Below are 25,338 nucleotides of genomic sequence, written 5' to 3'. Positions count from 1 at the left end.
CAGGTCGAGCGCAACGAAGGGTGCTGCATGAATCTTGTCCCGGTGACCGGTCCCGCCAGGCTGCTGGTGGGGGAGCCGCCCCGGGAGGGCTCGATCGAGTTCACCGACGACCGGCGCACGATCGTGATGCCGATCCGTGGTGCGCTGCCGGTGCTCGGCAAGGTGCGCGACCAGGACGACCTCCACCCGTCGGTCGCCCTGCTCGCGGGTGCGGCGCTGATGGGCCTCCAGCTGGTGGCCTCCGGTCGCTTCGCGCCCGACCCCGAGGGCCGGCACTGGCAGGTGGCCGGTCTCGACCCGTCCGACGAGCAGCGGATCGCCGCCCTCGCCAGCTCGCGGGCGAGCGACGGCTTCGACGCCGCCACCGCCGAGGGCATGGTGCGCGGGCTCCTCGACGCGGTCGTCGACACGATGCCGCGCACCACCCCGGGACGCTCCCGCCACGGTTCGCGGCTGCCGGCCCGACCGGCGCCGCGACCCTCCACGCCCGACGACTTCAGCGACCAGCTCCAGCAGCGCATCGCCCGGATCCGCTCGCGGGGCCGTGACGACCGCCCGCACCTGGTGTCCATCTCGTTCCGGATCGAGGCCGACGAGGAGGAGCTCGTCGCCGGCGCCGTACGCCTCGTGCTCCAGGTCCACGCCGTCGACAACGCCGCCCACATGGCCGACGCCTCCGAGCTGTGGGCCGACACCGGTCCCGAGGCGGCGCACGGCTTCGGCGAGCGCGCACGCACCCACGCGGCCATCGCCCTGCGGTCCGCTGCCGACGCGTGGCCGGTGCTCGACCGGCTGCTCGACCTGCGGATCCCCGACGAGATCGGGCTCGACTCCGACGAGATCCTCTCCCTCCTCGACGGCGGGGCGGCGGCGCTGACCGAGGCCGGGCACCCGGTCATGTGGCCGAAGTACCTCGACCGGGAGGTCACCCACCGCGTCGAGCTCGGCCGGCAGCGCTCGGCCGTCGGGGTGCGCGAGGAGCCGCTCCAGGACGGGCTCTTCGGTCCGCAGGCCCTCTTCGGCTTCGAGTGGCAGCTGTCGCTGCACGGCGAGGAGCTGACCGACGACGAGATGGACGAGCTCTCGCGCGCGACCAGCCCGATCATCAAGCTGCGCGACAACTGGATCGCGGTCGACTCCTCGGTGATCAAGCGCGCCCGCAAGCGGCTGATCCGCACGATCACCCCCGTGCAGGCGCTCGCGGTGACCCTCACCGGGGTCGTCGACGTCGAGGACGTGCCCTACGAGGCGATCGTCGGCGCCAGCCTGCTGAAGGTCCGCGACCGGTTGCAGGCGGCTGCGACCGGCGACCTCGTGGACCTGCCGTCCGGGCTGCACGCCGACCTGCGCGACTACCAGCGGCGCGGGCTCAGCTGGCTGGCCGAGCTCACCTCGCTCGGCCTCGGTGCCTGCCTGGCCGACGACATGGGGCTCGGCAAGACGATCACGCTGATCGCGCTGCACCTGCACCGCGCCGAGGCGGAGAGCGCTGGTGGTCCGACGCTCGTGGTCTGCCCGGCGTCGCTGCTCGGCAACTGGGAGGCCGAGATCCGCCGGTTCGCGCCGGGCGTCCCGGTGCGCCGCCACCACGGCAGCGCCCGCGACCTCGACGGCGTGAGCGGCTTCGTGCTGACGACCTACGGGACCATGCGCAACGACGCGGCGCTGCTCGCCGAGGTCCCGTGGGACCTGGTCGTCGCCGACGAGGCCCAGCACATCAAGAACTCGCGGTCCGCCGCCGCGCGCGCCCTGCGCACCATCCCGAGCGCCGCGCGGGTGGCGCTCACCGGGACCCCGGTCGAGAACGACCTCACCGAGCTCTGGTCGATCCTCGACTGGGCCATCCCCGGCCTGCTCGGCAGCCGCAACGCCTTCCGCAAGGTCTGGGCGGGGCCGATCGAGTCGGGCCTCGAGCCCACCAAGGCGCGCCAGTTCGCCGACCTCATCGGTCCCTTCCTGCTGCGCCGACGCAAGTCCGACCCCGGCATCGCGCCCGAGCTGCCGGCCAAGACCGAGACCGACCACCTGCTCGGGATGACCCGCGAGCAGGTCGTCCTCTACGAGACGCTCGTGCGCGAGTCGATGCGCCGCATCGAGGAGGCCGACGAGGAGACCCGGCGCGGGCTGGTGCTCAAGCTGCTGACCGGCCTCAAGCAGATCTGCAACCACCCGGCCCACTACCTGCGCCAGGCCAACCCCAAGCTGCGCGGCCGGTCGGAGAAGCTCGAGCTCCTCGACGAGCTCGTCGGCACCGTGATCGCCGAGGAGGGCGCGGTCCTCGTCTTCACCCAGTACGTCGCGATGGCCCGGCTCCTCGAGCGCCACCTCGGCACCACGGGTGTGCCGCACCAGCTGCTGCACGGCGGCACTCCGGTGCGCGAGCGCGAGGCGATGGTCGCCCGCTTCCAGGCGGGCGAGATCCCGGTCTTCCTGCTGTCCCTCAAGGCGGGCGGCACCGGCCTCAACCTCACCGCGGCCGACCACGTGCTCCACTTCGACCGCTGGTGGAACCCCGCCGTCGAGGACCAGGCCACGGACCGCGCCTACCGGATCGGCCAGACCAAGCCGGTGCAGGTGCACCGGTTCGTCACCCAGGGCACCATCGAGGAGAAGATCGCCGAGCTGCTCACCCGCAAGCGCTCCATCGCCGACTCGGTGCTCGCCAGCGGCGAGACCGCACTGACCGAGCTCTCCGACGCCGAGCTCCGCGACCTCGTCGAGCTCCGTCGATGAAGCTCACCCCACGACGTTCTCCTCCCCCGCCCCGCTCCTCCGAACAACGCCGCGGGGACCCCGAGTGACTCCGAGGAACGATTCCCATCCCGTGACCCACCCGCGGCTGCCTGCCCGGCGTGGTGGCGGCTCCGGCACCTGGTGGAGCAAGGCGGTGCTCCGGGCGGTGGAGGAGGCCGCCTTCGGCGAGAAGGACCTCCGCACCGGCCGCGCCCTGGCCCGCGCCGGGGCCGTCGGCTCGATCACCGTCAGCGACGGCGGCGCGGTGGCGGCCGTGACCGACGGCCACGACGCGTGGACGGTCGAGGTGACCGTCCCCGTGCTCGACGACTCCGACGCGGCGGCGTTCACCGAGCTGGTCGCCGCGGAGTCCGGCCGCATCGCCGCGCTGCTCGCCGGGCAGCTGCCGCACGCCTTCGTCGAGGCCGTCGAGGAGGCCGGCGTCGAGCTGTTGCCGTACGGCGGTGAGCTGGGCTCGGCCTGCACCTGCGACGGGTGGCTCGACCCGTGCCCCCACGCCCTGGCCGTGCTGACCCAGCTCGCGTGGCTGATCCAGGGCGACCCGTTCGTGCTCACCCACCTGCGCGGGCTCTCCCGCGACCGGGTCATGCGCGACCTGCACCGCATCACGCGGCCCGCAGTGGACGTTGAGTCTCAAGGAGACTCAACGTCCAGCGAGGCGACCGACCCGGACGCGGTGGACGATCTCGTGATCGCCGAGGACGCCGCCGTCCGGGCGGCCCGGTTGCTGGAGCAGGACCGTCCGTTCGACGCCTGGTGACCCGAGGTCGGGACCCGTGATCAGGTGAGGCCGAGGGCTCCGTGAGCCATCTCGCGCAGCACGTCGTGCAGCTGCGGGTCGGGGAGACGGCCGCTGTGCGGCGTCGAGTTGAGCAGTCCGAACAGCACGTGGGACCGGGTGCGCGAGGCCTCCGGGCTCATCGAGCCGTCGTGGCGGCGGATCTGCGTCGCCCACACGTCGACGTAGGCGCGCTGGAGCGCGCGGACGCGCTCGCGTGCCTCGTCGGGCAGGCTGCTCCAGTCGCGGTCCTGGACGACGATGAGCGCGCGGTGGTCGATCGCGAACTCGATGTGCCACTCGACGAGTGCCTCGAGCGCCGCACGCGGGTCCTCGGCGCTGGCGACGCGGGAGCGACCCTCGGACAGCAGCGTCTCGCTGATGCTGACCAGCATCTCGGCCAGCATCGCGTCCTTGGACTCGAAGTGCTTGTAGAGCGCAGGCCCCGAGATGCCGCACGCGGCACCGAGCTCGGCGACGGACACACCGTGGAACCCCCGAGCGGCGAAGAGCTCGGCCGCGATGTCGAGGATCTGCTCACGGCGACTGGACACGTCGTCGAGGTTAGTGCCTGTTAACCCCTCGAGTGCCAGTTCGTCCGCAGAGCGTCGTGGCGACGGGAGCGTCACGTCGCGTCGCAGCTGTCGCTCCGGTTGCTCCCATATGGCGAGCGGAATCACACATGCCTCCCCTTGGTGCTTCCAGTGGGCTGCACCCCCGCAACAGCCCTCTGGTCTGATCCCCACGATCAACGCACCACGTGTGCCTCGAGTCTCGCTCGCGACCGGGGAGAAATCCAGTGGTGGCACCACCACCTTTCGACGGAGTTCCGGCCAACGACCTCCGTCGACGGGCGCGGAGAGGGTGGTGCCTGCTCTACCGACGCCCGGCGAGGCCCGTGGCTACAGTGCCGACATGTCGCAGATCCGAGTGGTCCTCGCCGAGGACGGGGACCTCCTCCGCGCCGGCGTCCTCGCGCTGCTCGACGGGTTCGACGACATCGACGTCGTGGCGACCGCGACCAACCTGCCCGAGCTCCTCGCCAGGGTCGAGGAGCACCGGCCCGACGTGCTGCTGACCGACATCCGGATGCCGCCCGACTTCACCGACGAGGGCATCCGCGCGGCAGCCGTGCTGCGGCGTACGCATCCCGGCATCGGCGTCGTCGCCCTCACGCAGTACTCCGACGTGGAGTACGCCCTCGACCTGGTCCGCGACGGCAGCGACGGTCGCGGCTACCTCCTGAAGGAACGGGTGGCCGACGTCGACGAGCTGGTGGCCGCCCTCCGTACGGTCGCCGCCGGAGGGTCGGTCATCGACCAGATCGTCGTCGACGCGCTGGTGGCGACCGGGACGCGCCGCCACGACTCGCTCCTCGACCGGCTGACCCCGCGCGAGCTCGAGGTCCTCTCCATGATCGCGCGGGGCATGACCAACAGGGCGATCGCCGACGAGCTGGTGATCACCGACCGGGCGGTGGAGAAGCACATCAACTCGATCCTGACCAAGCTCGACCTCCCCGCGGAGTCGCCCGTGCACCGCCGGGTCGCCGCGACGCTCGTGTTCCTGAGCGAGGCAGGCGTCGGTGGCGGCGTGAGCGGTCGGGTGGCGCCGCTCCGATGAGCCGCCTGCTCGCCGGGTGGGACTCCCTCGACCCGCCGCTCGTCCGGCTGCTGCGGATCAACCTCGTCGCGCTGACGTTCTCGACCGCGGTCCTCGGGACGGCGTACGTCCTGGGGTTCCGGCACACGGCCGTGCTGGTGGACCTCGCGGTGATGCTCCTCGCGACCGCGCTGATGCTGGTGACGCTGCCGCTCACCCCGCGCTACGGGGCGCGGGCGGTCCTGGTCGGCTTCGCGCTGTCGGCCGGCTCGTTCGCGGTGGGTGGCACCTACGCGACGCCCAACCTCTCGCCGCTCACCGCCATGTTGATGCTCGTCCCGATGCTGGTCGCGATCCCCTACGTCTCCCGGGCGTGGCTCAACGCCTTCCTCGTCTACGCGGTGGTGGGCAGCGCTGGCGTGGCGGCGCTCGCCGAGGCGCGTCGCGACGACGCGCTCAACGATCTCTGGTGGGTCAACGCCGTGGTGATCGCGTCGTCGTTGCCGGCCGTCGTGCTCGTGGTGACCTACCTGGTCCGCGACGCCTACCAGCGCCTCACCGAGAAGACCGAGCAGCTCGCGGAGTCGCGCACCCTCATCGTCGACGTCGCCGACGCCGCGCGCCGCAGCATCGAGCGCGACCTGCACGACGGGGCCCAGCAGCGGCTCCTGACCATGAGCGTGACGATCGAGCGCGCCCGCAAGGAGCTGCTGGCGGGGCGCCACGACGGTGCGGCCGTGCTGCTCGGCCAGCTCGCCGCCGACAACCGCGAGATCATGGGCGAGCTGCGTGAGCTCGCCCGCGGGATCTATCCGCCGCTGCTCGTCGAGCGCGGCCTGGTCATCGCCCTCCAGGCTATGGCCCGGCGCTCGGTCGTGCCGGTGACGCTCGAGGTGTTCGACGTCGGTCGCCAGACGCCGCAGGTCGAGGCGGCGGCGTACTTCTGCATCCTCGAGGCGCTCACCAACGTGGCCAAGCACGCCCGGGCCACGAAGGTCCTCGTGACCCTGCGGGGGCTGCCGCACCTCGAGTTCAGCGTGACCGACGACGGTCGCGGGTTCGACCGCCGTCAGGTCGAGCCGGGCGGGCTGCTGGGCATGGAGGCGCGCATCGCCGCGGCCGGCGGCATCCTCGAGGTGGTCTCGCTCCCGGGCCGCGGCACCACGGTGCAGGGGGAGTTCGCAGCACTGGACCCGCAGGTTAACGATCGCTAACCTAGCCGGGTGTCCGAGACCTCACCCGTGAGCACCCCGACCATGCGCGAGCTCGTCGACGACCTGCGCGCGCGGCTCGCCCGCGTCCGGCAGGGCGGCTCGGAGAGCGCGCGGAAGAAGCACACCGACCGGGGCAAGCTGCTCGCCCGCGACCGCGTCGACCGGCTGCTCGACGCCGGCAGCCCGTTCCTCGAGCTGGCGCCGCTGGCGGGCTACGGGATGTACGGCAGTGGGTCCGGGGGAGAGGGTGACGACTACGCCGTCCCGTCGGCAGGGGTCGTCGCCGGCATTGGCCGGGTCTCGGGCCGCGAGTGCGTCATCGTGGCCAACGACGCCACCGTCAAGGGCGGCACCTACTACCCGATGACGGTCAAGAAGCACCTCCGCGCGCAGGCGATCGCCCTGGAGAACCACCTGCCGTGCATCTACCTCGTCGACTCCGGCGGCGCCTTCCTGCCGATGCAGGACGAGGTGTTCCCCGACCGCGAGCACTTCGGCCGGATCTTCTTCAACCAGGCCAACCTGTCGGCGCAGGGGATCCCGCAGATCGCCAGCGTGATGGGCTCGTGCACCGCCGGCGGCGCCTACGTCCCGGCGATGTCCGACGAGACGGTGATCGTGCGCAACCAGGGCACGATCTTCCTCGGCGGCCCGCCCCTGGTGAAGGCCGCGACCGGCGAGGTCGTGACGGCCGAGGACCTCGGCGGCGGCGACGTCCACGCGCGTACGTCCGGGGTCGTCGACCACCTCGCCGAGGACGACGCCCACGCGCTGGCGATCGTCCGCTCGATCGTCGACACCCTCCCCGCGGTGAGCCCGGCCCGCGAGCCGAGGGCCGAGGTGGAGGAGCCGCACGAGCCGGCGGACTCGCTCTACGACGTCGTACCCACCGACACCCGCACGCCCTACGACGTGCGTGAGGTGATCCGGCGCGTGGTCGACGGCAGCCGGTTCCACGAGTTCAAGAAGCTCTACGGCGACACGCTCGTGTGCGGCTTCGCCCGGATCTTCGGTCACGAGGTCGGCATCGTCGCCAACAACGGCATCCTGTTCAGCGAGTCGGCACTCAAGGGCGCGCACTTCATCGAGCTGTGCAACCAGCGCAAGATCCCGCTGGTGTTCCTGCAGAACATCACCGGCTTCATGGTCGGCCGCGAGTACGAGAACCGCGGCATCGCGCGCGACGGCGCCAAGCTGGTCACCGCGGTCGCGTGCAGCGTGGTGCCGAAGTTCACCGTCGTCATCGGCGGCTCCTTCGGCGCCGGCAACTACGGCATGTGCGGTCGGGCCTACGACCCGCGCTTCCTCTGGATGTGGCCCAACGCGCGGATCTCGGTGATGGGCGGCGAGCAGGCCGCCTCGGTCCTCGCGACCGTGCGCACCGACCTGCAGGACGAGGAGGCGGTCGAGGCGTTCAAGGCCCCGATCCGCGAGCAGTACGAGACCCAGGGCTCGCCCTACTACGCCAGCGCCCGGCTCTGGGACGACGGGATCATCGACCCCGCCGACACCCGCCGCGTGCTCGGCATGGCCCTCGCCGCGACGTCCTACGCCCCGATCCCCGAGCCGTCCTACGGCATCTTCCGCATGTGATGGGCCTCGGTCCCGTGACAGGACTTCGTCCTTCCTCGACCAGCGGCACCGTTGGTCGAGGAGGTCGCGCAGCGACCGTCACGAGACCCGGCCACCAGGACCAGGAGAACCCATGAACACCCTCTTGATCGCCAACCGCGGCGAGATCGCGCTGCGCGTGATGCGTACGGCGAAGCGCCTCGGCTGGGGATGCGTCGCCATCCACACCGACCTCGACGCCGACGCGCCCCACGTGCGCGCGGCCGACCGGGCGGTGCGGGTCGGTTCCTACCTCGACATCGACGAGGTCGTGGCGGCCGCGCGCGAGACAGGCGCGGGCTACGTCCACCCCGGCTACGGCTTCCTGTCCGAGCGGGCGCCCTTCGCCCGCGCGCTGGCCGACGCCGGCATCACCCTGGTCGGCCCGTCGGCCGACGTGATGGACGCGATGGGCCGCAAGGACGCCGCCCGAGAGGTCGCGGTGGCGGCCGGGGTGCCGGTCGTGCCGTCGTACTCCCTGGCGGACGACAAGGACTCCTTCTCCTATCCCGTGCTGGTCAAGGCCGCGGCCGGCGGTGGCGGCAAGGGCATGCGCGTCGTGCGCTCGGCGAGCGAGTACGACGAGTCGTTCGCCGCCGCGCAGCGCGAGGCCCGGTCCTCCTTCGGCGACGACACGATCCTCGTCGAGAAGTACGTCGAGTCGGGTCGTCACATCGAGGTGCAGGTCATGGGGGACACCCACGGCACCGTCCTGCACTTCTTCGAGCGCGACTGCTCCACCCAGCGTCGCCACCAAAAGGTGCTCGAGGAGGCGCCGGCCCCGACGATCAGCGACGAGCAGCGGGCCGCGATCACGAGCTCCGCGGTCGCCCTGGCCGCGCAGTGCGGCTACACCGGCGCCGGCACGGTCGAGTTCCTGCTCGACAACGCCACCGGCGAGTTCTACTTCCTCGAGATGAACACCCGCCTCCAGGTCGAGCACCCGGTCACCGAGGAGGTCACCCGGGTCCGGTCCGAGAAGGGGAGCGAGCGGGTCGACCTCGTCGAGCTCCAGCTCCTCGTCGCGACCGGCGAGCCGCTGCCGTTCGCCCAGGACGCGATCACCCTCCACGGCCACGCCATCGAGGCCCGGGTCTACGCCGAGGACTCGTTCCACGGCTTCCTCCCGCAGGCCGGCGTCGCGACCGAGGTGACGTGGCCGGGCGCGCACTTCGCGGACGGCGTCGAGTCCGACCACGACCACGACACCGGGGCGGTCGTCGGGCGCCTGCGCGTCGACCACGCCCTCGAGTCCTTCCAGGAGGTGACGACGGCCTACGACCCGATGCTCGGGAAGGTGATCGCCTGGGGTCGGGACCGGGAGGACGCGCGCCGGAGGCTGGTCCGGGGTCTGGAGAGCACCCACATCCTCGGCCTCACCACCAACACGGGGTTCCTCGCGGCGCTCGCCCGCTCGGACGAGTTCCGTGACGCGACGATCGACACGGCGTGGCTCGACCACCACGAGGTGCCGGCCCCCGACCGCGACCTGGCCCGGCTCCTCGCCGCCCACGCGCTGGCGCCCCGCGAGGACGGGACGAGCGACCCGTGGCGGACCGACGGGTGGCGGATGGGCGGCGAGCCCGCACCGGTGGTCGTCGACGTCGACGGCCCGGTCACCGTCGAGCCCGCCTCTGCGTCGGTCGTCGTCTTCGAGTCCCACCAGTCGGGCCGGCACGCGTGGATCGACGCGGAGGTCGACGGACGGCGCGAGCACGCGACCGTGCGCGGCACCTCGTCGGCCGTCGAGGTGCTGCACCGGGGGCAGCGCTTCGTGTTCGACAGGCCAGACCCGTTCGCCGACCACGCCGGCGCGGCCGGTGACGGCACCCTGCTCGCCCCGATGCCCGGCACCGTCCTCGCGGTCAACGTCGCCGAGGGCCAGGCCGTGGCCGAGGGTGAGACGCTGGGCGTGATGGAGGCGATGAAGATGGAGCTCGCTCTCAAGGCGCCCTTCGCCGGCACGGTGACGACGGTCGGCGCCGCGGTGGGCGACCTCGTCAAGCTCGGCGCCGCGCTCTTCACCGTGGAGCCGTCCGATGGCTGACCTCCCGATGACCGTCCGCGCCGACGGCCTGCCGTCCGCCGTCACGATCTACGAGGTCGGTCCGCGTGACGGTCTCCAGAACGAGAAGGCGATCGTCCCGGTCGAGGTCAAGGCCGAGTTCGTACGACGCCTCGTCGCCGCCGGCCTGCCGATCGTCGAGGCGACCAGCTTCGTGCACCCCCGCTGGGTGCCGCAGCTCGCCGACGCCGCCGAGCTGATGACCGACCTCGGCGAGGAGGGTCGGCACCTCCCCGTGCTGGTGCCCAACGAGCGCGGCCTCGACCGGGCGCTCGCGCTCGGCCTGGAGCACGTCGCGATCTTCGGCAGCGCGACCGAGACCTTCGCGACCAAGAACCTCAACCGCACCTTCGACGAGCAGTTCGCCATGTTCGAGCCGACCGTGGAGCGCGCACACGAGGCCGGGATGGACGTCCGCGCCTACGTCTCGATGTGCTTCGGCGACCCGTGGGAGGGCGCCGTCCCGATCGAGCAGGTCGTCACCGCCGGCACCCGGCTCCTCGACCTCGGCGCGAGCCAGCTCAGCCTCGGCGACACCATCGGCGTCGCCACTGCCGGGCACGTCACGGCGCTCGTCGCAGCCTTCGCGGACGCGGGTGTCGGCACCGACCGGCTGGCGATGCACTTCCACGACACCTACGGCCAGGCGCTCGCCAACACCTACTCCGCGCTGCAGTCCGGCATCACCACGTTCGACGCGAGCGCCGGCGGCCTCGGGGGCTGCCCCTACGCGAAGTCGGCGACCGGCAACCTCGCCACCGAGGACCTCCTGTGGATGCTGACCGGGCTCGGCATCGACCACGGGGTCGACCTCGACGCCGTGGTCGCGACCAGCGTCTGGATGGCCGCGCACCTCGGCCGTCCGAGCCCCAGCGCCGTCGTCCGAGCGCTGGGCGCGTGACGCGATCGCCGGGTAGCCGGGGAAACTGACGGGGCCTGTCGACTGGCACAATCAGCGCCATGAGCCGTGTCGTCCACCTGCACATCGGTGCGCCCAAGACCGGGACGACCTACCTCCAGGACCGGCTGCTGCTCAATGCGTCGTCGCTGACCCGACACGGTGTGACCGTGCCGGTGGGCCGCGGTGGTCGCTCGGACCTGTTCCACTTCCGCGCGGCGCTCGACCTGCTCGACCAGGACTGGGGCGGCTCTCCCGGCCACGCCAACGGTGCGTGGGACGCCATGGTCAAGCGGGTCAATCGCGCCGACGGCAACGTCGTCATCAGCCACGAGATCCTCGCCGGTGCCAAGCCCGACAAGATCGCCAAGGCCATGAACGACCTCGCCGGCAACGAGGTGCACGTCGTCTACTCCGCGCGCGACCTCGGCCGCCAGCTGCCCGCCGCGTGGCAGGAGTCGATCAAGCAAGGTCGCAAGTGGCCGTTCAAGCGCTTCCTGACCAAGGTCGAGCGGGGCCAGACGTGGTTCTTCAACGCGATGGACCTGCCGCGCGTGCTGTCGCAGTGGGGCGCCAAGCTGCCGCCCGAGCGGGTCCACGTGGTCACCGTCCCGCACGACCGGGGTCCCAACGGCGACGAGCTGTGGCTGCGCTTCTGCCGTGCCTTCAGCATCGACCCTGCCTGGGCGCCACTGGACTCCGAGCGCGACAACCGGTCGCTCGGCATCGCCGAGACCTCGCTGCTGCGCAAGCTCAATCGTCGCCTCGAGCTCGGCGTGTGGCGCGAGCCGGCCTACGACAACCTCATCCGTGAGGTGCTCGCCCAGGAGGTGCTGGTCTCCCGCGCAGCGATCCCGGTGCGGCTGCCGCCCGAGCGTTTCGACTTCGCCGAGGAGCGCGCGCAGGCCTGGATCGACTGGGTGAAGGGCAGCGGCGTCGACGTCATCGGTGACGTCGAGGACCTCCGCCCCCGGCGCCCGGCCGAGGGCGAGGTGTGGCGCAACCCCGACCGCGTGCGCGCCAAGCTCGAGCTCGGGGCTGCCCTCGACGCGCTCGCCGTGATGACCCAGGAAGCCGCCAGCCGTGCAGCGGCCGACACCGTGAGCGACAAGGTGCGCCAGACCGTACGCCGGTTGCGCGACCGTTGACCGGCACCACCGACCCGTCCGCGCGCGCCCACGGCTGGGTCGCGCACCTGCGTGACGGGGGTACGACGCCCTGGCTCGCGTGGTCGGCCACCGGCACGCCGACCGCGCGCCCGCTGCCCGGTGCCCAGCAGCTCGAGCTGCTGCGCCGGCTCAACCTCGACCCCCGAGGTCCCGTGACCCCCGAGCTCGCGGACCGCGTGCTCGCCGCGCCGGCCGCCGGGCGCGGCAAGGCCGACCTCCCGCTCGTCGGGCTCCCGCACCGCGGCTTCGGCGCTGCGGCGGTCGACCCCGAGACGATCAGCGCCCACGAGCTGCTCCGGGTGGCGAGCGTCCTGCTCGCCGACGACCTGGTCGCCCTCGGCGCCGACCCGGTGGCCACCAGCTGGCCGCGGCCGTGGCGGCGCCGGATCCGCCTGGTCGGCGACCCGCTCGTGGCCACCGCGACCCGCGAGCACCTGCTGGGCGTGGGCCGTCCCGAGGGTGGTCCGCGCCCGTTCGTGGTCGCGATCGGCCGACCGCTCGACGAGCTGCTCGCCCGCACCTGGACCCAGCGCTGCTTCGAGACCGGCGCGACGCCGTGGGCCGAGTGGCTGCGGTTCTGGCGCGAGCGCGACCAGCTGCCCGACCGTGCCGACCTGGTGGCGTCCGTACGCCGCTGGGGCGGGCGCCGCCCGTTCGTCCGGGTCGTCACCGACCTCGACCGGCTGCCGCGCCAGGTCGGCGTCCGGTCGCTGCCGGTCGTGCGCGTGCCCGGTGCCGACCAGGCCGAGCTCGCGCGCCGGGTCGCTGCCGTCGTCGGGCTCCGGGTCGACCGGCAGGAGCGTCCGGGACTGATGCGGACCTTGCAGCGGCGGATCCCCGACAGCGGCGCCGCGCCCGTCGGCGTACCCGCCCGTGAGCACGAGTGGGTGGCGCGGTCCGCGGCCCGCACCGTCCGGGCCGTGACCCGTCGTGGCTACTCTGTCGTCGGCGACGTCGCGGACCTCCAGCCGCGCCCGGCACCGACGTCGTCCGTCCCGTCCGGTCCCGACGACCGGCAGGTGCTGGACCTGGCGATCCGGATGGTCGTCGACCCGGGCTGGCGGCGTGAGAGGCAGCGACGAGAGGAGGTGGAGCGGTGAGCACCAAGGTCCTGCTCCACGTCGGCTGCCCCAAGACCGGCACGTCCTACCTCCAGGACGTCCTCTTCCGGAACCAGAAGGTCCTGCGCGAGCACGACATCCTCTACCCGGCCGACCGCTTCGACGCCCACTTCCTCGCCGCGCTCGACCTGATGACGCTGCCGTGGGGCGGGCTGGAGACCGAGGCGGTCGGCGCCTGGGACTCGCTCGCCGCGCAGGTGCGCGACTGGCACGGCACCGCGATCATCAGCCACGAGATCTTCGCCCGCGCGACACCGACGCAGGTGGCGCGCGCGCTCGACTCGCTCGGCGACGCGGAGGTCCACCTCGTGCTGTCGGCGCGCGACCTCGTACGCCAGATCCCGGCGGAGTGGCAGGAGAACGTCAAGCACCGCAGCCACATCACCTACGCCTCGTTCCTCAGGACGATCCGCGACCCCGCGCGCGACTCGAAGATCGGCTCGTGGTTCTGGGCGGTGCAGGAGATCCCCGACATCCTCGACCGCTGGGGTGCCTCGCTCCCGCCGTCGCAGGTGCACCTGGTGACCGTGCCGCCGTCGGGCTCCGACCGCGGTGAGCTGTGGCGGCGGTTCTCGCACACCTTCGGCCTCGACGGGCTCGACCTCGACCTCGCCGCCGAGCGCGAGAACCCGTCGCTCGGCGTGCCCGAGACCTCGCTGCTGCGCACCATCAACCAGCGCGTCACCTCGGTCATCGCGCCGCCCGACTACCGCCCGCTCGTCCGCGAGCTGCTCGCCCACCAGACGCTGTCGCGCGGCGTCGCCTCAGCGCGCCTCGGCCTCGCGCCCGGCGACCACGCGTGGGCGCAGGAGCTGTGCCGCAGCTGGGTCGAGGCGATGGCCGACCGTGGGTATGACGTCAGCGGGTCGCTCGACGACCTGCTCGGGCCTGCACTCGGCACCTTCGCGGACCCCGACACCGTCCCCGCCGACGAGCTCCTCCCGCCCGCCCTCGACGCCATCTCGGCCCTGCTGGTCGAGGGCGCCCGCCTCCGTGCGGTCGAGGAGCGGCTCCACGAGGAGCTGCGCGAGGCCCGTGACGAGCGCGACCGCGCCCGGCTCACCCCCTCCTACCGCGTCAAGCGCAAGATCGTGACCTCGCTCGAGGACAGTGCCGCCGGTCGCGGCACCCTCGACGCCTATCGCCGGGCGCGCGGTCGGAAGCAGTAGCACCGTGCGACGGTCGTGGGAGGACGTGTACCTCGCCTTCGCGGAGGCGGCCGACTGGTTCGTCGCCACCGTCGCGCGCGTCGACGGCGCGTGGACCGGACCCGGGCTCGGCGAGTGGGACGTGCGCAGCCTGGTCGGACACACGAGTCGCGCGCTCCTCACCGTGGAGGCGTACGTCTCGCGGCCGGCCACGTCCGTGGTGGTCCCGTCGGCGATCGGCTACTTCGCGGCCACGAGCGCCGTCGCGGCCGGCCCCGACGTGGCCGCCCGGGGTCGGGACGCCGGCGTCGCCCTGGGCCCGGACCCGGCCGCCGCAGTCGCCGAGATCGCCGCCCGCGTGGTGCCGATCGTCGAGAGGTGCACGGGCGACGAGGTCATCGAGACCATCGCCGGCGGCATGCGCCTGGCGGACTACCTACCGACGCGCACCTTCGAGCTCGTCGCCCACACGATCGACCTGGCGTCCGCACTCGGGTTGCCGACCGACGTCCCGCCCCGGCCCGCGGCCGCCGCCCTCGAGCTGGTCGCCGGCCTGGCCGTCTCCGGCGGCCATGCAGGCCCGGTCCTGCGGGCCCTGCTCGGCCGGGACGGACTGCCCGAGGCCTTCACCGTCCTCTGACCGGGCTCGCCCATCGGTAGTCCAGTGAGGGATGGTCGTGCAAGGTCTCGATCAACGACCATCCCTCACTGGACTACCCCCGGCGTCACACGCCAGCACGGGCCCAGGCCGGATGACATGCTCGGGCCATGGACGCTGTCGACGAGGACGAACCCTTCCCCGCGCTCGTGGGTGAGGTCTACGTCGACTACGCCGAGGCGAGGATCAGGTACGTCAGCGGCATCGCGAAGGACGAGCTGGTCACGCGACTGCACCTCGTGGCGCTGACCGACGCGGGCGACGTGGTGGTCTGCCGCAGCTCCCAGGGCTGGCGCTTCCTGCCCGGCGGGACGCGCGAGGAAGGGGAGTCGCTCGTCGAGCTCGCTCGCCGCGAGCTGCGGGAGGAGGCGGGCGCCGCCCTCGTCGGCGACCTGCACTTCTTCTCGGCGCACGAGGCGGACAGCGACCGGGAGGCGCCGTACAAGCCGTACTTCCCGCACCCTCGCTCCTACTGGGCCTATGCCGTGGCGCATGTCGAGATCACGGGTGAGCCGCTGAACCCGCCGGACGGCGAGGAGGTCGTCGAGGTGCTGGCGCTCCCGGTCCATGAGGCTGCTGAGTTCCTGCGGGCTGATGACCCGATCCACGCTGACGTGGTCCTCGACGCCCACGTGCGGGGACTGCTCCGGTAGGGACCTACTTCTTGCGCGGGAGCAGCTCCCGGTCGGCGTAGCGGCCGATCTTCCAGGTGGCGTAGCCGTCGGCCCCGGCACCCACGACGCCGCCGACCACCGGCACCCGGCGACCGACGGTCGTGGCGAGCCGCTTGCCCGCCACGCGGGCGATGATGTCGGTCGCCACGACGGCGGAGACGACGCCGTCGATCGTCGGGTCGTGGGCCGGTGCGGTGGCGATGGCCATCGGCGTGCTCGGGATCTTCTTCCGCTTCACCAGGTCGTTGACCTGGTCCTCGCCGAGGAGCAGCGCGAGGATCGCGTTGCGGACGCGCGGGTCGTCGAGGTCGTGGCCGCGCAGGTGGGCGATGCCGGCGACCATCCGGCACTGGATCAGCGCCAGGCCGGTGACGTTGGCGGGGATGGTCACCGCCATCGTCACCAGGCCGCCGACGTTGGTCACGAACCCCTGGGCGCCGGCGAACCGGACGTTGTTCTCGATGACCTCGTGGATCGCGCGGTCCACGCTCCCGCGCTGCTCGTCGAGCTGCTTGTCGGCGGCGACGGCGGCGGGCGCGAGCGGCCCGACGCCGTCGATCGCCCGGTTGAGCGCCTCGCGCACGAAGCCCGAGGTCAGCCCGGGAGCGAGGTCCTGGATGCGCGGCGCGAGCTGGCGTCCGACGGTCGACTTGAGGCCCATGCCCCGATCGTACGGTCGGGTGCCACCCCGGTGCCGTACAGGAGGGCGGGCGTCAGCGGCGCCGCTCGCACGACGACACCCGCTCGCCGCGTAGGCACCGGTCGCGCCCGCTGCTGCCGTCGAGGCGGTCGCGACCGGGCCCGCCGTCAAGGACGTCGCGCGCCCAGCTGCCGGTGATCCGGTCGTCCCCGCCGCGACCGTAGGCGCGCACTGCGCGGTTGCTGTTCTCGAGGTCGGCCACGTCGTCGCCGCCGGTGCCGTACCAGGTGACCGGGCCGGCGTGCATCGCGTTGAGGTCGAGACGGGGTGCGGAGGAGAAGCGGACGACCGGCTCGCCCTCGATCGCGACGACTCCTCGGGTGCGTCCGATGACCACGCGCGTGCCCCGGGGCAGGTCGCGCATCACGTCGAGGCGTACCTCGTCGCGACCGGCCCCACCGTCGACCTCGACCACGCCGGGCTCGTCGACCACCGCCCACAGGACGTCGCGGCCGCCCTCGCCGTCGGCGACGGTGTCGCCCGAACCGCCGACGACGTCGCGACCGGGGCCGCCGAGGACCCGTGTCCCGCTGCCGGCGTCCGACCGCAGCGAGTCGTCCCCGGACCCTCCGGAGAGCACGTCAGCACCGTGACCGCCCACGATGTCGTCGTTGCCCGCGCCGCCGTCGACGACGTCGTCGCCCGGCTGGGGGTCGGCGCCGCGGGACCGGTAGCGGCTGAGGTCGTCGGCGTCGATCAGGTCGTCGCCTCCCTCGCCGGCGACGACGTCGTCACCGCCGCCGGCGGCGATCCAGTCCGGACCGTCGTGGCCCGTCAGCCGGTCGTCGTACGCCGATCCCTCGATGCCGCCGCCGAGGGTGATGGGGGCGAAGGTGTCCGTTCCCTCGCCGGTCGCGGTGCCCGCTCCGAGGTCCACGACCACGGGACCGGTGGCGTCCGCGTAGGACACCCGGTCCCAGTAGCCGATGTCGAGGTCGAACAGGTCCTCGGACTCGGGGTCGTGGCCGAGGTCGACGTGGTCGTCGCCCGGCCCGGGCGCGATGGTGTCGCCGAAGTAGTCGTCGTCGGGGAAGTACCGCTCGTCGAGGCCACCGAACAGGCGGTCGTCGCCCGGGCCACCCGTCAGGTCGTCGGCACCGGCGAGCCCGCAGATCCTGTCGTTGCCCCCGGCGCCGTCGATGTCGTCGGCCTGCGCGGTCCCGACGATGACGTCGTCGCCCGGCGTCCCGACGACCGGGTCGGTCCCGAACGAGCCCGGCTTCGGCGTGACGACGATGGTCGCGACCACCCCGTCGCACGTCTCGGCCGCTTGGGCCGGTGTGCCCGTCAGCCCGAGGCCCAGCGGCAGGGCCAGCAGGCCGGCGAGAGCGGTCAGGGTCGTCGTACGTCGCATGTCGTCCTCCGAGATCGGGTTCGGGCAGTACGACGCGCGGCGGCCGGCATCGGTTGTCGACTACGTTCGGGAGGTGCCGATCGCCCCCGCCCCGACGCCGTGGGGCTTCCCGCCCCGGTCGTCGTGGGACCCCGAGGACGACCTCGTCGCGGTCGGGGCGGACCTCGAGCCGGGCACCCTCGTCACCGCCTACGGCCTCGGGCTCTTCCCGATGCCGGTGACCCTGGGCGCCGAGGAGCACCTCGGCTGGTTCTCCCCGGTCGAGCGGGGCGTGCTGCCGCTGGACGGCATGCGGGTGTCGCGGTCGCTGCGACGCTCGGCGCGGGACTTCGAGATCCGCATCGACACCGCCTTCGACGAGGTGGTGGCCGCGTGCGGCAGCCCGGACCGGCCGGACGGCTGGATCAACGCCGACTTCCGGCAGGCCTACGGTCGGCTGCACCGCCTCGGCTGGGCCCACTCGGTCGAGGCGTGGCGTGACGGCCGGCTCGCCGGCGGGCTCTACGGCGTGAGCGTGGGCGGGCTGTTCGCAGGCGAGTCGATGTTCCACGTCGAGCGCGACGCGTCCAAGGTGGCGCTGCTCGCCCTGGTCGACCTGCTCCGCGACCAGCACGCCGACTGCCGGGTGCTCGACGTGCAGTGGCAGACGCCGCACCTGGCCTCGCTCGGCGTCGTACGCCGTCCGCGGGCGGAGTACCTCGAGTCGCTCGAGGCGTGCCTCCGGCTCCCGCCGCCGGCACCCTTCCGGGTGGACGACGAGGGGTGAGACGCGCAAGGGTGGGCGCCGACCACCACGCCACCGCGTGCGACCGAGCGACACCAGGGGGAGAACCATGGCCATCCGCACCACGTCCCGCACCCGCCTCACCGTCAGCGCCACCGTGCTCCTGATCGGCGCCGCGGCGTCCGCCTGCGGCGGAGGTGCCGGTGGCGGAGCCCCCACGGACGCGTCCGAGAAGGAGTTCTGCCAGACGCAGTCGAGCCTCCTCGAGGACCTCCTGCCCGAGGACATGGCCAACCCCGAGCTGCCCAGCGACGAGCAGATGGCCGAGGCGGTCAAGGACTGGGGTTCGAAGCTCGAGGAGGTCGGCACCCCCGAGGACATCCCGGACGACGCACGCAAGGGCTTCGAGGCGGTCGTCGAGCAGGCCAACGAGATCGACGCCTCCGACTTCTCGATCGAGAAGCTCGAGGAGCTCGAGGCCGGCGGCAAGGACGCCTCGGCCGAGGCCAAGAAGCAGGCAGCCGCCTTCGAGAAGTACCTCACCGACACCTGCGGCAACCCGCTCGACAACCTCGACCTGCCGGAGATGCCCGACTCCAACTAGTCCGTCCGGGGGGTGCTAGACCGCCCGAACTGACCCCGGCGGTGTCAGGGTGGGGCGGGTAGCATCGAAGCGAGGGGTCAGGGAGAGGACGACATGATGGTCGCGCGCGAGGGAAAGATCTGTTCGTTCTGCGCCACGCCGGGCTCGCGCGACCTCCAGCTCGTCGGCGGCCTCGGTGCGCAGGTCTGCGAGACCTGCATCGACGACTTCCACGCTCTCCTCCACGACCCGGAGAAGCGCGCAGCGTCGAAGGGTGCCTTCCCCTGGGAGGCGATGTCCGACGCGGAGGTGCTCGCGACGCTCCCGCAGATCATGGCGTCCGCGGAGCAGAACAACGCCTTCGCGCACGAGTGGGTCGACCTGCTCCGCGAGCGCAACATCTCCTGGGCCGAGATCGGCCGCACCCTCGGTGTGTCCCGGCAGGCCGCCTGGGAGCGTTTTGCCAGAAAAGGTGGAGACAAGTCCGAGACGGCGTGAGACGATCAGGCCTGAGTCAAGGTACGCTTGACAGTGCCGGGCGTCGGTCGGACTTCACGGGGGTGGGTCGGACCGACGCCCGTTGCCTCATTTCAGGCCACGGTCACTTCAGGAACTTCGACGTCCGCCGGTCCGCGAGCGGCTTGCCGCCCGTCTGGCAGGTCGCGCAGTACTGCAGGCTCGAGTCCGCGAACGACACCTCGCGCACGACGTCGCCGCACACCGGGCACTTCTCCCCGGTCTTGCCGTGCACGGCCAGGTTGGTCTTCTTCTCGCCCTTCAGCTCGCTGGCGGCGAGCCCGCTCGAGCGGCGCACGGCGTCGCCCAGCGTGCCGCGCACGGCGTCGTAGAGCGTCTGGAGCTCGTCGCCCTCGATGCTGCTGGCCGGCTTGTAGGGCGACATCCTCGCCGCGTGGAGGATCTCGTCGGAGTAGGCGTTGCCGATGCCGGCGATGATCGACTGCATCCGCATCACGCCCTTGATCTGCTTGCGGCCCTCCCGCTGGAGGATCTCGGACAGCACGTCGATCGTGAAGTCGTCGCCGAGCGGGTCGGGGCCGAGCCGCGCGACGCCCTCGACCTCCTGCGGGTCGCGGACGACGTAGATCGCCAGCCCCTTGCGGGTGCCGGCCTCGGTGATGTCGAGTCCCGGCTGGACGTCGAGGTCGGGGTCGTCGATCACCACCCGCGCGGCGAGCGGGTTCTTGCTGTTGGGGCGCGCGGGCAGCGCTGGCACCTCGTCGCGCCACCGGATCCAGCCGGCTCGCGCGAGGTGGATGACCACGTGGACCCCGCTCGCGTCGATGTCGAGGAACTTGCCGTGCCGGGTCACGTCGTCGACCAGCGTGCCGTGCAGTGCGTGCAGCGGCGGGTCGAAGGTCTTGAGCGCGCTGAACGCGGTCAGGTCGACGCGGCTGATCGCGCGGCCGACCAGACGACCGCGCAGGTCCTGGACGAGGGCTTCGACCTCGGGCAGCTCGGGCACGCAAGGAGTCTAGGGCGTGTCTCTCACGTCCATGGCCTGCTGCGCGCCGCCCTACGGGCACCTCGCTGCGTTGTCGTCAGTCGTCGATGCTGGCGCATCGCCTCCCTCCTCCGCCTTGCGATGCACTCCGCAGGACGACGCTCGCGACGGCCGAGACGTGACAGACGCGCCCTAGGCAGAACCACCGACGCGGGGTCAGAATGGCGCATGGCACAGCCGCGCACTCCTCGCACCGGGGCGGTCTTCCTCGACCCCCGCGGTGAGGACCGCTCGCTGCGCGTCACCTGGCACCAGGAGTCGCAGCTCGTCGTGCTGTCGCTGTGGCGCGACAACGTGTGCGCCGGCACCTTCCGGCTCGCCGCCGACGAGGTGCCCGACCTGATCGCGCTGCTGCGCCAGGGCCTCGACGAGGCCTACGACACCGCGCGCGAGCGGGTCGCGCGGCTGGAGCAACCGCACCAGGCGGGCTGACTACTTCTTCGCGCGCCACTCCCGCTCGAAGGGCAGCCGCCAGGCGTGCGGCGCCACCAGCTGGTGGATCGCGTTGGGTCCCCAGGTCCCCGGTGCGTACGGCTTCACCGGCGGCGGGTCGTCGAGCAGCGCGCGGGAGCGGTCCCACAGCGACTCGATGCCCTCGGCGGTGGTGAAGAGCGTGTGGTCGCCGCGCATCGCGTCGAGGATGAGCCGCTCGTAGGCCTCGAGCACGTCGCCGGCCGTCTCGGTCTCGCCGGTGGAGAACTGCATCGACAGCTTCTGGAGCCGCATCCCCGGACCGGGGCGCTTGCCGTAGAACGACAGCGACACCTTGGACTCGTCGGCGAGGTCGAAGGTGAGGTGGTCGGGCCCGGCCGACCCGACGCCGGAGTTGGCGGGGAACATCGAGCGCGGCGCCTCGCGGAAGGCGATCGAGATGATCCGCTTGCCCTCGGCCATCTCCTTGCCCGTGCGCAGGTAGAACGGCACGCCCGCCCAGCGCCAGTTGTCGAGGCGGCACTCCATCGCGATGAACGTCTCGGTGTCGGAGTCGGGGGACACGCCGGGGAGGTCGGTGTAGCCGGTGAACTGGCCCCGCACGACGTCCCTGGTCTCGATCGGCATCAGCGAGCGGAAGACCTTGTTCTTCTCCTCGCTGATCGCGCGCGGCTCGAGCGCCGTGGGCGGCTCCATCGCGACGAACGCCAGCACCTGGAAGAGGTGCGTGACGACCATGTCCTTGTAGGCGCCGGTCGACTCGTAGAAGTTGGCCCGCTGGTCGAGGCCGAGGGTCTCGGGGATGTCGATCTGCACGTGGTCGATGAAGTTGCGGTTCCAGATGGGTTCGAAGAGCCCGTTGGCGAACCGGAACGCCAGGATGTTCTGCGCCGCCTCCTTGCCGAGGAAGTGGTCGATCCGGAAGACCTGCGACTCGGCGAAGGTCTGGTGGACCCTGGCGTTGAGCTCGATCGCCGAGGAGAGGTCGGTCCCGAAGGGCTTCTCCATCACCACCCGCGCCCGCTTGACCAGGTCGGCCTCGCGGAGCATGTCGATCACGGGCAGCGCGGCCTTGGGCGGCACGGAGAGGTAGTGGAGACGGCGTACGTCCTCGCCGAGCGCCTGCTCTGCCCGGTGGACCGCCGCGGCCAGGGCGTCGGGTCCTGCGGATTGGGGAACATAGGTGAGGTTGTCGTCGAAGTGGTCCCACTGCTCGGCCGTGAGCTCCTTGTGGGCGAACTGCTCGACCGCGGTCCGGGCGAACTCCTTGAACTGCGCGTCGTCCAGGTCCTCCAGCGAGGTGCCGACGATGCGGATCTCGGGAGCCAGGTCGGAGACGACGAGGTGCGCCAGCCCGGGCAGCAGCTTGCGCCGCGCCAGGTCGCCGGTCGCGCCGAAGAGGACGATCACGTGCGGATCCATCCGCTCGTGCGCGTAGCGCGAGCTCGCCCGCGACTCCGCCGGGTAGGAGATGGTCTGCGGCTCGTGCGACTCGCTCACGGGTCGATCGTGGCACCGAATGCGTGACTCGCCGAGTATCCCGGCGTATCAGGAAATTCGTAGATTCCCCGATAGCGTCTGATCGTGGACCCCATCCGGAACCCGTACGCCCCCGGCGCGGGCCAGCGCCCGCCGGAGCTGGCCGGCCGCGACGAGCAGCTCGCCGCCTTCGAGGTCGTCCTCGAGCGCGTCGCCAAGGGCCGGCCCGAGCGCAGCCTCGTGCTCACCGGCCTGCGCGGCGTCGGCAAGACCGTGCTGCTCAACGCGCTCCGTGGCGCGGCGGTGCGCAAGGGCTGGGGGACCGGCAAGCTCGAGGCCCGCCCCGGGCAGGGTCTGCGCCGACCGCTGAGCAGCGCGCTGCACCAGGCCGTCCGCGAGCTCGGCCACGGCGACGAGGAGTCCGTCGACCACGTGCTCGGCGTCATCAAGTCCTTCGCCCACCGCGACGCCGGGACGGCCGCGAAGCTCAAGGACCAGTGGAGCCCGGGCATCGACGCGCCGGCCGTACGCGGTCGCGCCGACTCCGGCGACATCGAGATCGACCTGGTCGAGCTCTTCACCGACCTCGGAGGGCTCGCCGCCGACGTCGGCAAGGGCGTCGGGATCTTCATCGACGAGATGCAGGACCTCGGCGCCGACGACGTCTCGGCCCTGTGCGCCGCCTGCCACGAGCTCAGCCAGTCGGGACTGCCGGTGATCGTCGTCGGCGCCGGACTGCCGCACCTGCCCGCGGTGCTGAGTGCGAGCAAGTCCTACAGCGAGCGGCTCTTCCGCTACCAGCGCATCGACCGGCTCGCGCGCGAGGCCGCCGACCGCGCGCTCGAGGCGCCGGCCGCCGACGAGGACGCCGCCTTCGAGGACGACGCGCTCGCCGCGATGTACGACGCCACCGGCGGCTACCCCTACTTCATCCAGGCCTACGGCAAGGCCGTGTGGGACCTCGCGCCCCGCTCGCCGATCACCGCCGCGGACGTCGCGGTCGCGGCGCCCGAGGCGCAGTCCGAGCTGGCGGTCGGGTTCTTCGGCTCCCGCTACGAGCGCGCGACGCCGGGGGAGCGCGACTACCTGATGGCGATGGCCGACGTCGCCGCCGAGCGACCCTCCGACGACGAGGACTCGGTGCCCAGCGCCGACGTCGCGGCGCGGCTCGGCAAGAAGCCGCAGTCGCTCTCCCCGGCCCGCGACTCACTCCTCAAGAAGGGCCTCGTCTACTCCGGCGAGCGCGGCCGCATCGCCTTCACCGTCCCCCACTTCGGGCGCTACCTGCGCGAGCGCGGCTGACCCGTTCCCCACCTACCGGTGGTCGAGGAGGGACGAAGTCCCGTCACGAGACCCGGTCTCCCTGGATCTGGTTGCGTGACGGTCGCTGCGCGACCTCCTCGACCAGCGAGACGCAGGTCAGGCAGGCGGGCGGCGGAGCTCGGCGGGCAGCTCCTCGAGGAGCCGGAGCCAGAGCTCGGAGGCGGTCGGGTACGACGCCACCGCGTGGCGCAGGACGTGGACCGGGACCCCGCCGACGATGGCGACCGTCGCGGCGTGGACCAGCTCCCCGGCCTCGACGCCGACGAACGTCGCGCCGAGCAGCAGGTGCGTGCTCGCGTCGACGACGACCTGCGAGTCCCCGACCACGGTGTCGCGCAGCAGGCCGGTGCCCGCGGCTGACGAGGTCGGCACCCGCGAGACGACGACGTCGTGGCCGGCGGCACGTGCCTCGGCCTCGGTCATCCCGACGCTCGCCACCTCCGGGTCGCTGAAGACGACCTGCGGGACGGGCGCTTCGCGGTCCGGCTCCCACGCGACCTCGCCGGCGGCAGCCGCGGCGATCCGCGCACCGACGACGCGTGCCTGGTGCTTGCCCCAGTGGGTCAGCGGCGGACCGCCGCTCGCGTCACCCACGGCGTGCAGCCACTCTGGCAGCCGCCCGGCCGACACGTCGTCGGCGGTGAGGCCGACGGAGTCGAGGCCGAGGTCGTCGAGCCGCGGCGTCCGGCCGATCGAGAGGAGCAGCTCGTCGGCCTCGAGCTCGCCGGCCGACGTGGTGAGGGTGACGGTCCCGCCGTGGACCCGGCCGATCCCGGTCGCCTCCGGTGACTGACGGCGTACGTCGCTCACCTCGGTGCCGAGGTGGACGGTGATCCCGCGCTCGCGCAGGCCGGCCAGCACGGCCTCGCCGGCGAAGGGCTCGGTTCGCCCGAGCAGCCGCTGGTCGCGCACCACGAGCGTGACGTCCGAGCCGAGCGCCTTCATCCAGATCGCGGCCTCGCAGGCCACGACTCCGCCGCCGACGATGGCCAGCCGGTCGGGCACCTCGACCACTCCGGTGGCGTCGCGGGAGCCCCACGGGAGGGCGTCCGCGTACATCGGGGGCACGACAGGCTCGCTGCCGGTCGCGATCACGACCGCCCGGCGGGCGACGACGTCGACGTCGCCGTCCGACGACGTGACCCGGACCGTGCGCTCGCCGACGAGCCGACCGGCGCCGCGGACGACCGCGATGCCGGCGCCGTCGGCCCACGTGTCCTGGCCCGCGTCGTCGTAGCTCGAGACCCAGTAGTCGCGCCGCTCGAGCAGCGCCTTCGGCGCCACGTGCGCGGTCGAGACGCCGCCGAGGTCGGCGGTCAGGTCGGCCACCGCGATCGGTCGCAGCAGCGCCTTGCTGGGCATGCAGGCCCAGTAGCTGCACTCGCCGCCGAGCAGCTCGCGCTCGACGATCGCGCTCGACATGCCCGTGCCCTCGACGGCGTACTGCGCCGCGTTCTCCCCCGCCGGACCGCCGCCGATCACGACGACGTCGTACTCCCGTGTCTCCATGTCGTGGACGATACGTGTCC

The 25,338-nt window shown here is 72.5% G+C and carries 23 protein-coding genes; 17 read left to right on the top strand and 6 right to left on the bottom strand.

Translation table 11 applies throughout. The features are described from left to right. Positions 1–27: 27 nt before the first annotated feature. Together JI751_RS02925 and JI751_RS02920 are read left to right on the top strand one after the other, a co-directional pair. Positions 28–2,733, top strand: a complete 2,706-nt coding sequence (locus tag JI751_RS02925; protein WP_201933180.1) for a DEAD/DEAH box helicase — start codon at positions 28–30, stop codon at positions 2,731–2,733. Between the two features lie 91 nt (positions 2,734–2,824). Further along, positions 2,825–3,514 (top strand): SWIM zinc finger family protein, encoded by a 690-nt coding sequence (locus JI751_RS02920; RefSeq protein WP_201933178.1) that lies wholly within the window; start codon positions 2,825–2,827, stop codon positions 3,512–3,514. A 20-nt stretch (positions 3,515–3,534) separates the two neighbouring features. On the opposite strand, the gene JI751_RS02915 is transcribed toward JI751_RS02920, so the two are convergent. Then, positions 3,535–4,086 (bottom strand): SACE_7040 family transcriptional regulator, encoded by a 552-nt coding sequence (locus tag JI751_RS02915; RefSeq protein WP_201933176.1) that lies wholly within the window; start codon positions 4,084–4,086, stop codon positions 3,535–3,537. 361 nt (positions 4,087–4,447) lie between these two features. Here JI751_RS02915 and JI751_RS02910 point away from each other — a divergent pair, with 361 nt between their 5' ends. From JI751_RS02910 to JI751_RS02865, 10 genes are all read left to right on the top strand, one after another. Next, positions 4,448–5,155 (top strand): response regulator transcription factor, encoded by a 708-nt coding sequence (locus JI751_RS02910; protein WP_236665526.1) that lies wholly within the window; start codon positions 4,448–4,450, stop codon positions 5,153–5,155. Next, entirely contained in the window at positions 5,152–6,348 is a 1,197-nt protein-coding gene (locus JI751_RS02905) for a sensor histidine kinase (RefSeq protein ID WP_201933175.1), read from the top strand. Before JI751_RS02910 ends, JI751_RS02905 begins: the two co-directional genes overlap by 4 nt. Before the next feature lie 42 nt (positions 6,349–6,390). Next, positions 6,391–7,941 carry a carboxyl transferase domain-containing protein gene (locus JI751_RS02900; protein WP_201934530.1) on the top strand — a complete coding sequence of 517 codons (1,551 nt, stop codon included), beginning with the start codon at positions 6,391–6,393 and terminating at the stop codon, positions 7,939–7,941. 112 nt (positions 7,942–8,053) lie between these two features. Further along, complete coding sequence (locus JI751_RS02895) at positions 8,054–10,006, top strand: acetyl/propionyl/methylcrotonyl-CoA carboxylase subunit alpha (RefSeq protein ID WP_201933174.1); 1,953 nt, start codon at positions 8,054–8,056, stop codon at positions 10,004–10,006. Beyond that, the gene (locus JI751_RS02890; protein ID WP_201933173.1) at positions 9,999–10,925 is read left to right on the top strand and encodes a hydroxymethylglutaryl-CoA lyase; all 927 of its coding nucleotides are present in this window, start codon (positions 9,999–10,001) and stop codon (positions 10,923–10,925) included. The genes JI751_RS02895 and JI751_RS02890 overlap by 8 nt, the downstream gene beginning before the upstream one ends. A 59-nt stretch (positions 10,926–10,984) precedes the next feature. Further along, positions 10,985–12,070 (top strand): hypothetical protein, encoded by a 1,086-nt coding sequence (locus JI751_RS02885; protein WP_201933172.1) that lies wholly within the window; start codon positions 10,985–10,987, stop codon positions 12,068–12,070. After that, positions 12,067–13,191, top strand: a complete 1,125-nt coding sequence (locus JI751_RS02880) for a hypothetical protein (protein ID WP_201933169.1) — start codon at positions 12,067–12,069, stop codon at positions 13,189–13,191. The genes JI751_RS02885 and JI751_RS02880 overlap by 4 nt, the downstream gene beginning before the upstream one ends. Further along, positions 13,188–14,381, top strand: a complete 1,194-nt coding sequence (locus tag JI751_RS02875; protein ID WP_201933167.1) for a hypothetical protein — start codon at positions 13,188–13,190, stop codon at positions 14,379–14,381. The genes JI751_RS02880 and JI751_RS02875 overlap by 4 nt, the downstream gene beginning before the upstream one ends. 4 nt (positions 14,382–14,385) lie before the next feature. Then, entirely contained in the window at positions 14,386–15,000 is a 615-nt protein-coding gene (locus tag JI751_RS02870) for a maleylpyruvate isomerase N-terminal domain-containing protein (protein ID WP_201933165.1), read from the top strand. A gap of 128 nt (positions 15,001–15,128) precedes the next feature. Then, positions 15,129–15,671: an NUDIX hydrolase gene (locus tag JI751_RS02865; RefSeq protein WP_201933162.1), complete on the top strand. Its 543-nt coding sequence runs from the start codon at positions 15,129–15,131 to the stop codon at positions 15,669–15,671. Positions 15,672–15,675: 4 nt separating this feature from the next. Here the strand turns inward: JI751_RS02865 and JI751_RS02860 are convergent, their stop codons facing one another. Together JI751_RS02860 and JI751_RS02855 are read right to left on the bottom strand one after the other, a co-directional pair. Next, the gene (locus tag JI751_RS02860; RefSeq protein ID WP_201933160.1) at positions 15,676–16,353 is read right to left on the bottom strand and encodes an EcsC family protein; all 678 of its coding nucleotides are present in this window, start codon (positions 16,351–16,353) and stop codon (positions 15,676–15,678) included. 52 nt (positions 16,354–16,405) lie between these two features. Beyond that, positions 16,406–17,746 carry a calcium-binding protein gene (locus JI751_RS02855; protein ID WP_201933154.1) on the bottom strand — a complete coding sequence of 447 codons (1,341 nt, stop codon included), beginning with the start codon at positions 17,744–17,746 and terminating at the stop codon, positions 16,406–16,408. A 73-nt stretch (positions 17,747–17,819) separates the two neighbouring features. Between JI751_RS02855 and aat the strand changes: the two genes are divergently transcribed. The 3 genes from aat (at position 17,820) to JI751_RS02840 (ending at position 19,551) form a co-directional block, all read left to right on the top strand. After that, positions 17,820–18,512 (top strand): leucyl/phenylalanyl-tRNA--protein transferase, encoded by a 693-nt coding sequence (aat, locus tag JI751_RS02850; protein WP_307813739.1) that lies wholly within the window; start codon positions 17,820–17,822, stop codon positions 18,510–18,512. Between the two features lie 67 nt (positions 18,513–18,579). Then, positions 18,580–19,074, top strand: a complete 495-nt coding sequence (locus tag JI751_RS02845; RefSeq protein ID WP_201933146.1) for a hypothetical protein — start codon at positions 18,580–18,582, stop codon at positions 19,072–19,074. A 96-nt stretch (positions 19,075–19,170) separates the two neighbouring features. Beyond that, complete coding sequence (locus tag JI751_RS02840; protein ID WP_201933143.1) at positions 19,171–19,551, top strand: ClpX C4-type zinc finger protein; 381 nt, start codon at positions 19,171–19,173, stop codon at positions 19,549–19,551. A gap of 103 nt (positions 19,552–19,654) precedes the next feature. On the opposite strand, the gene JI751_RS02835 is transcribed toward JI751_RS02840, so the two are convergent. Continuing rightward, positions 19,655–20,536, bottom strand: a complete 882-nt coding sequence (locus JI751_RS02835) for an Fpg/Nei family DNA glycosylase (RefSeq protein ID WP_201933140.1) — start codon at positions 20,534–20,536, stop codon at positions 19,655–19,657. 207 nt (positions 20,537–20,743) lie between these two features. On the opposite strand from JI751_RS02835, the gene JI751_RS02830 reads away from it, so the two are divergent. Next, complete coding sequence (locus tag JI751_RS02830; RefSeq protein ID WP_201933139.1) at positions 20,744–21,007, top strand: hypothetical protein; 264 nt, start codon at positions 20,744–20,746, stop codon at positions 21,005–21,007. Here JI751_RS02830 and zwf read toward each other — a convergent pair whose 3' ends face one another. Further along, on the bottom strand, positions 21,008–22,429 hold the full coding sequence (gene zwf / locus JI751_RS02825) for a glucose-6-phosphate dehydrogenase (protein ID WP_201934529.1): 1,422 nt from the start codon (positions 22,427–22,429) through the stop codon (positions 21,008–21,010). Between the two features lie 162 nt (positions 22,430–22,591). On the opposite strand from zwf, the gene JI751_RS02820 reads away from it, so the two are divergent. After that, a complete protein-coding gene (locus tag JI751_RS02820; protein ID WP_201933138.1) occupies positions 22,592–23,788 on the top strand; it encodes an ATP-binding protein in 1,197 nt (398 codons plus the stop codon). 117 nt (positions 23,789–23,905) lie between these two features. Here JI751_RS02820 and JI751_RS02815 read toward each other — a convergent pair whose 3' ends face one another. After that, positions 23,906–25,318 (bottom strand): dihydrolipoyl dehydrogenase family protein, encoded by a 1,413-nt coding sequence (locus JI751_RS02815; protein WP_201933136.1) that lies wholly within the window; start codon positions 25,316–25,318, stop codon positions 23,906–23,908. Positions 25,319–25,338: the final 20 nt, after the last annotated feature.

The organism is Nocardioides baculatus, assembly GCF_016735675.1.
Taxonomy (GTDB): domain Bacteria; phylum Actinomycetota; class Actinomycetes; order Propionibacteriales; family Nocardioidaceae; genus Nocardioides; species Nocardioides baculatus.
Note: the sequence above shows the minus strand (reverse complement) of the source record. Positions and strands in the feature narration are given on the sequence as shown.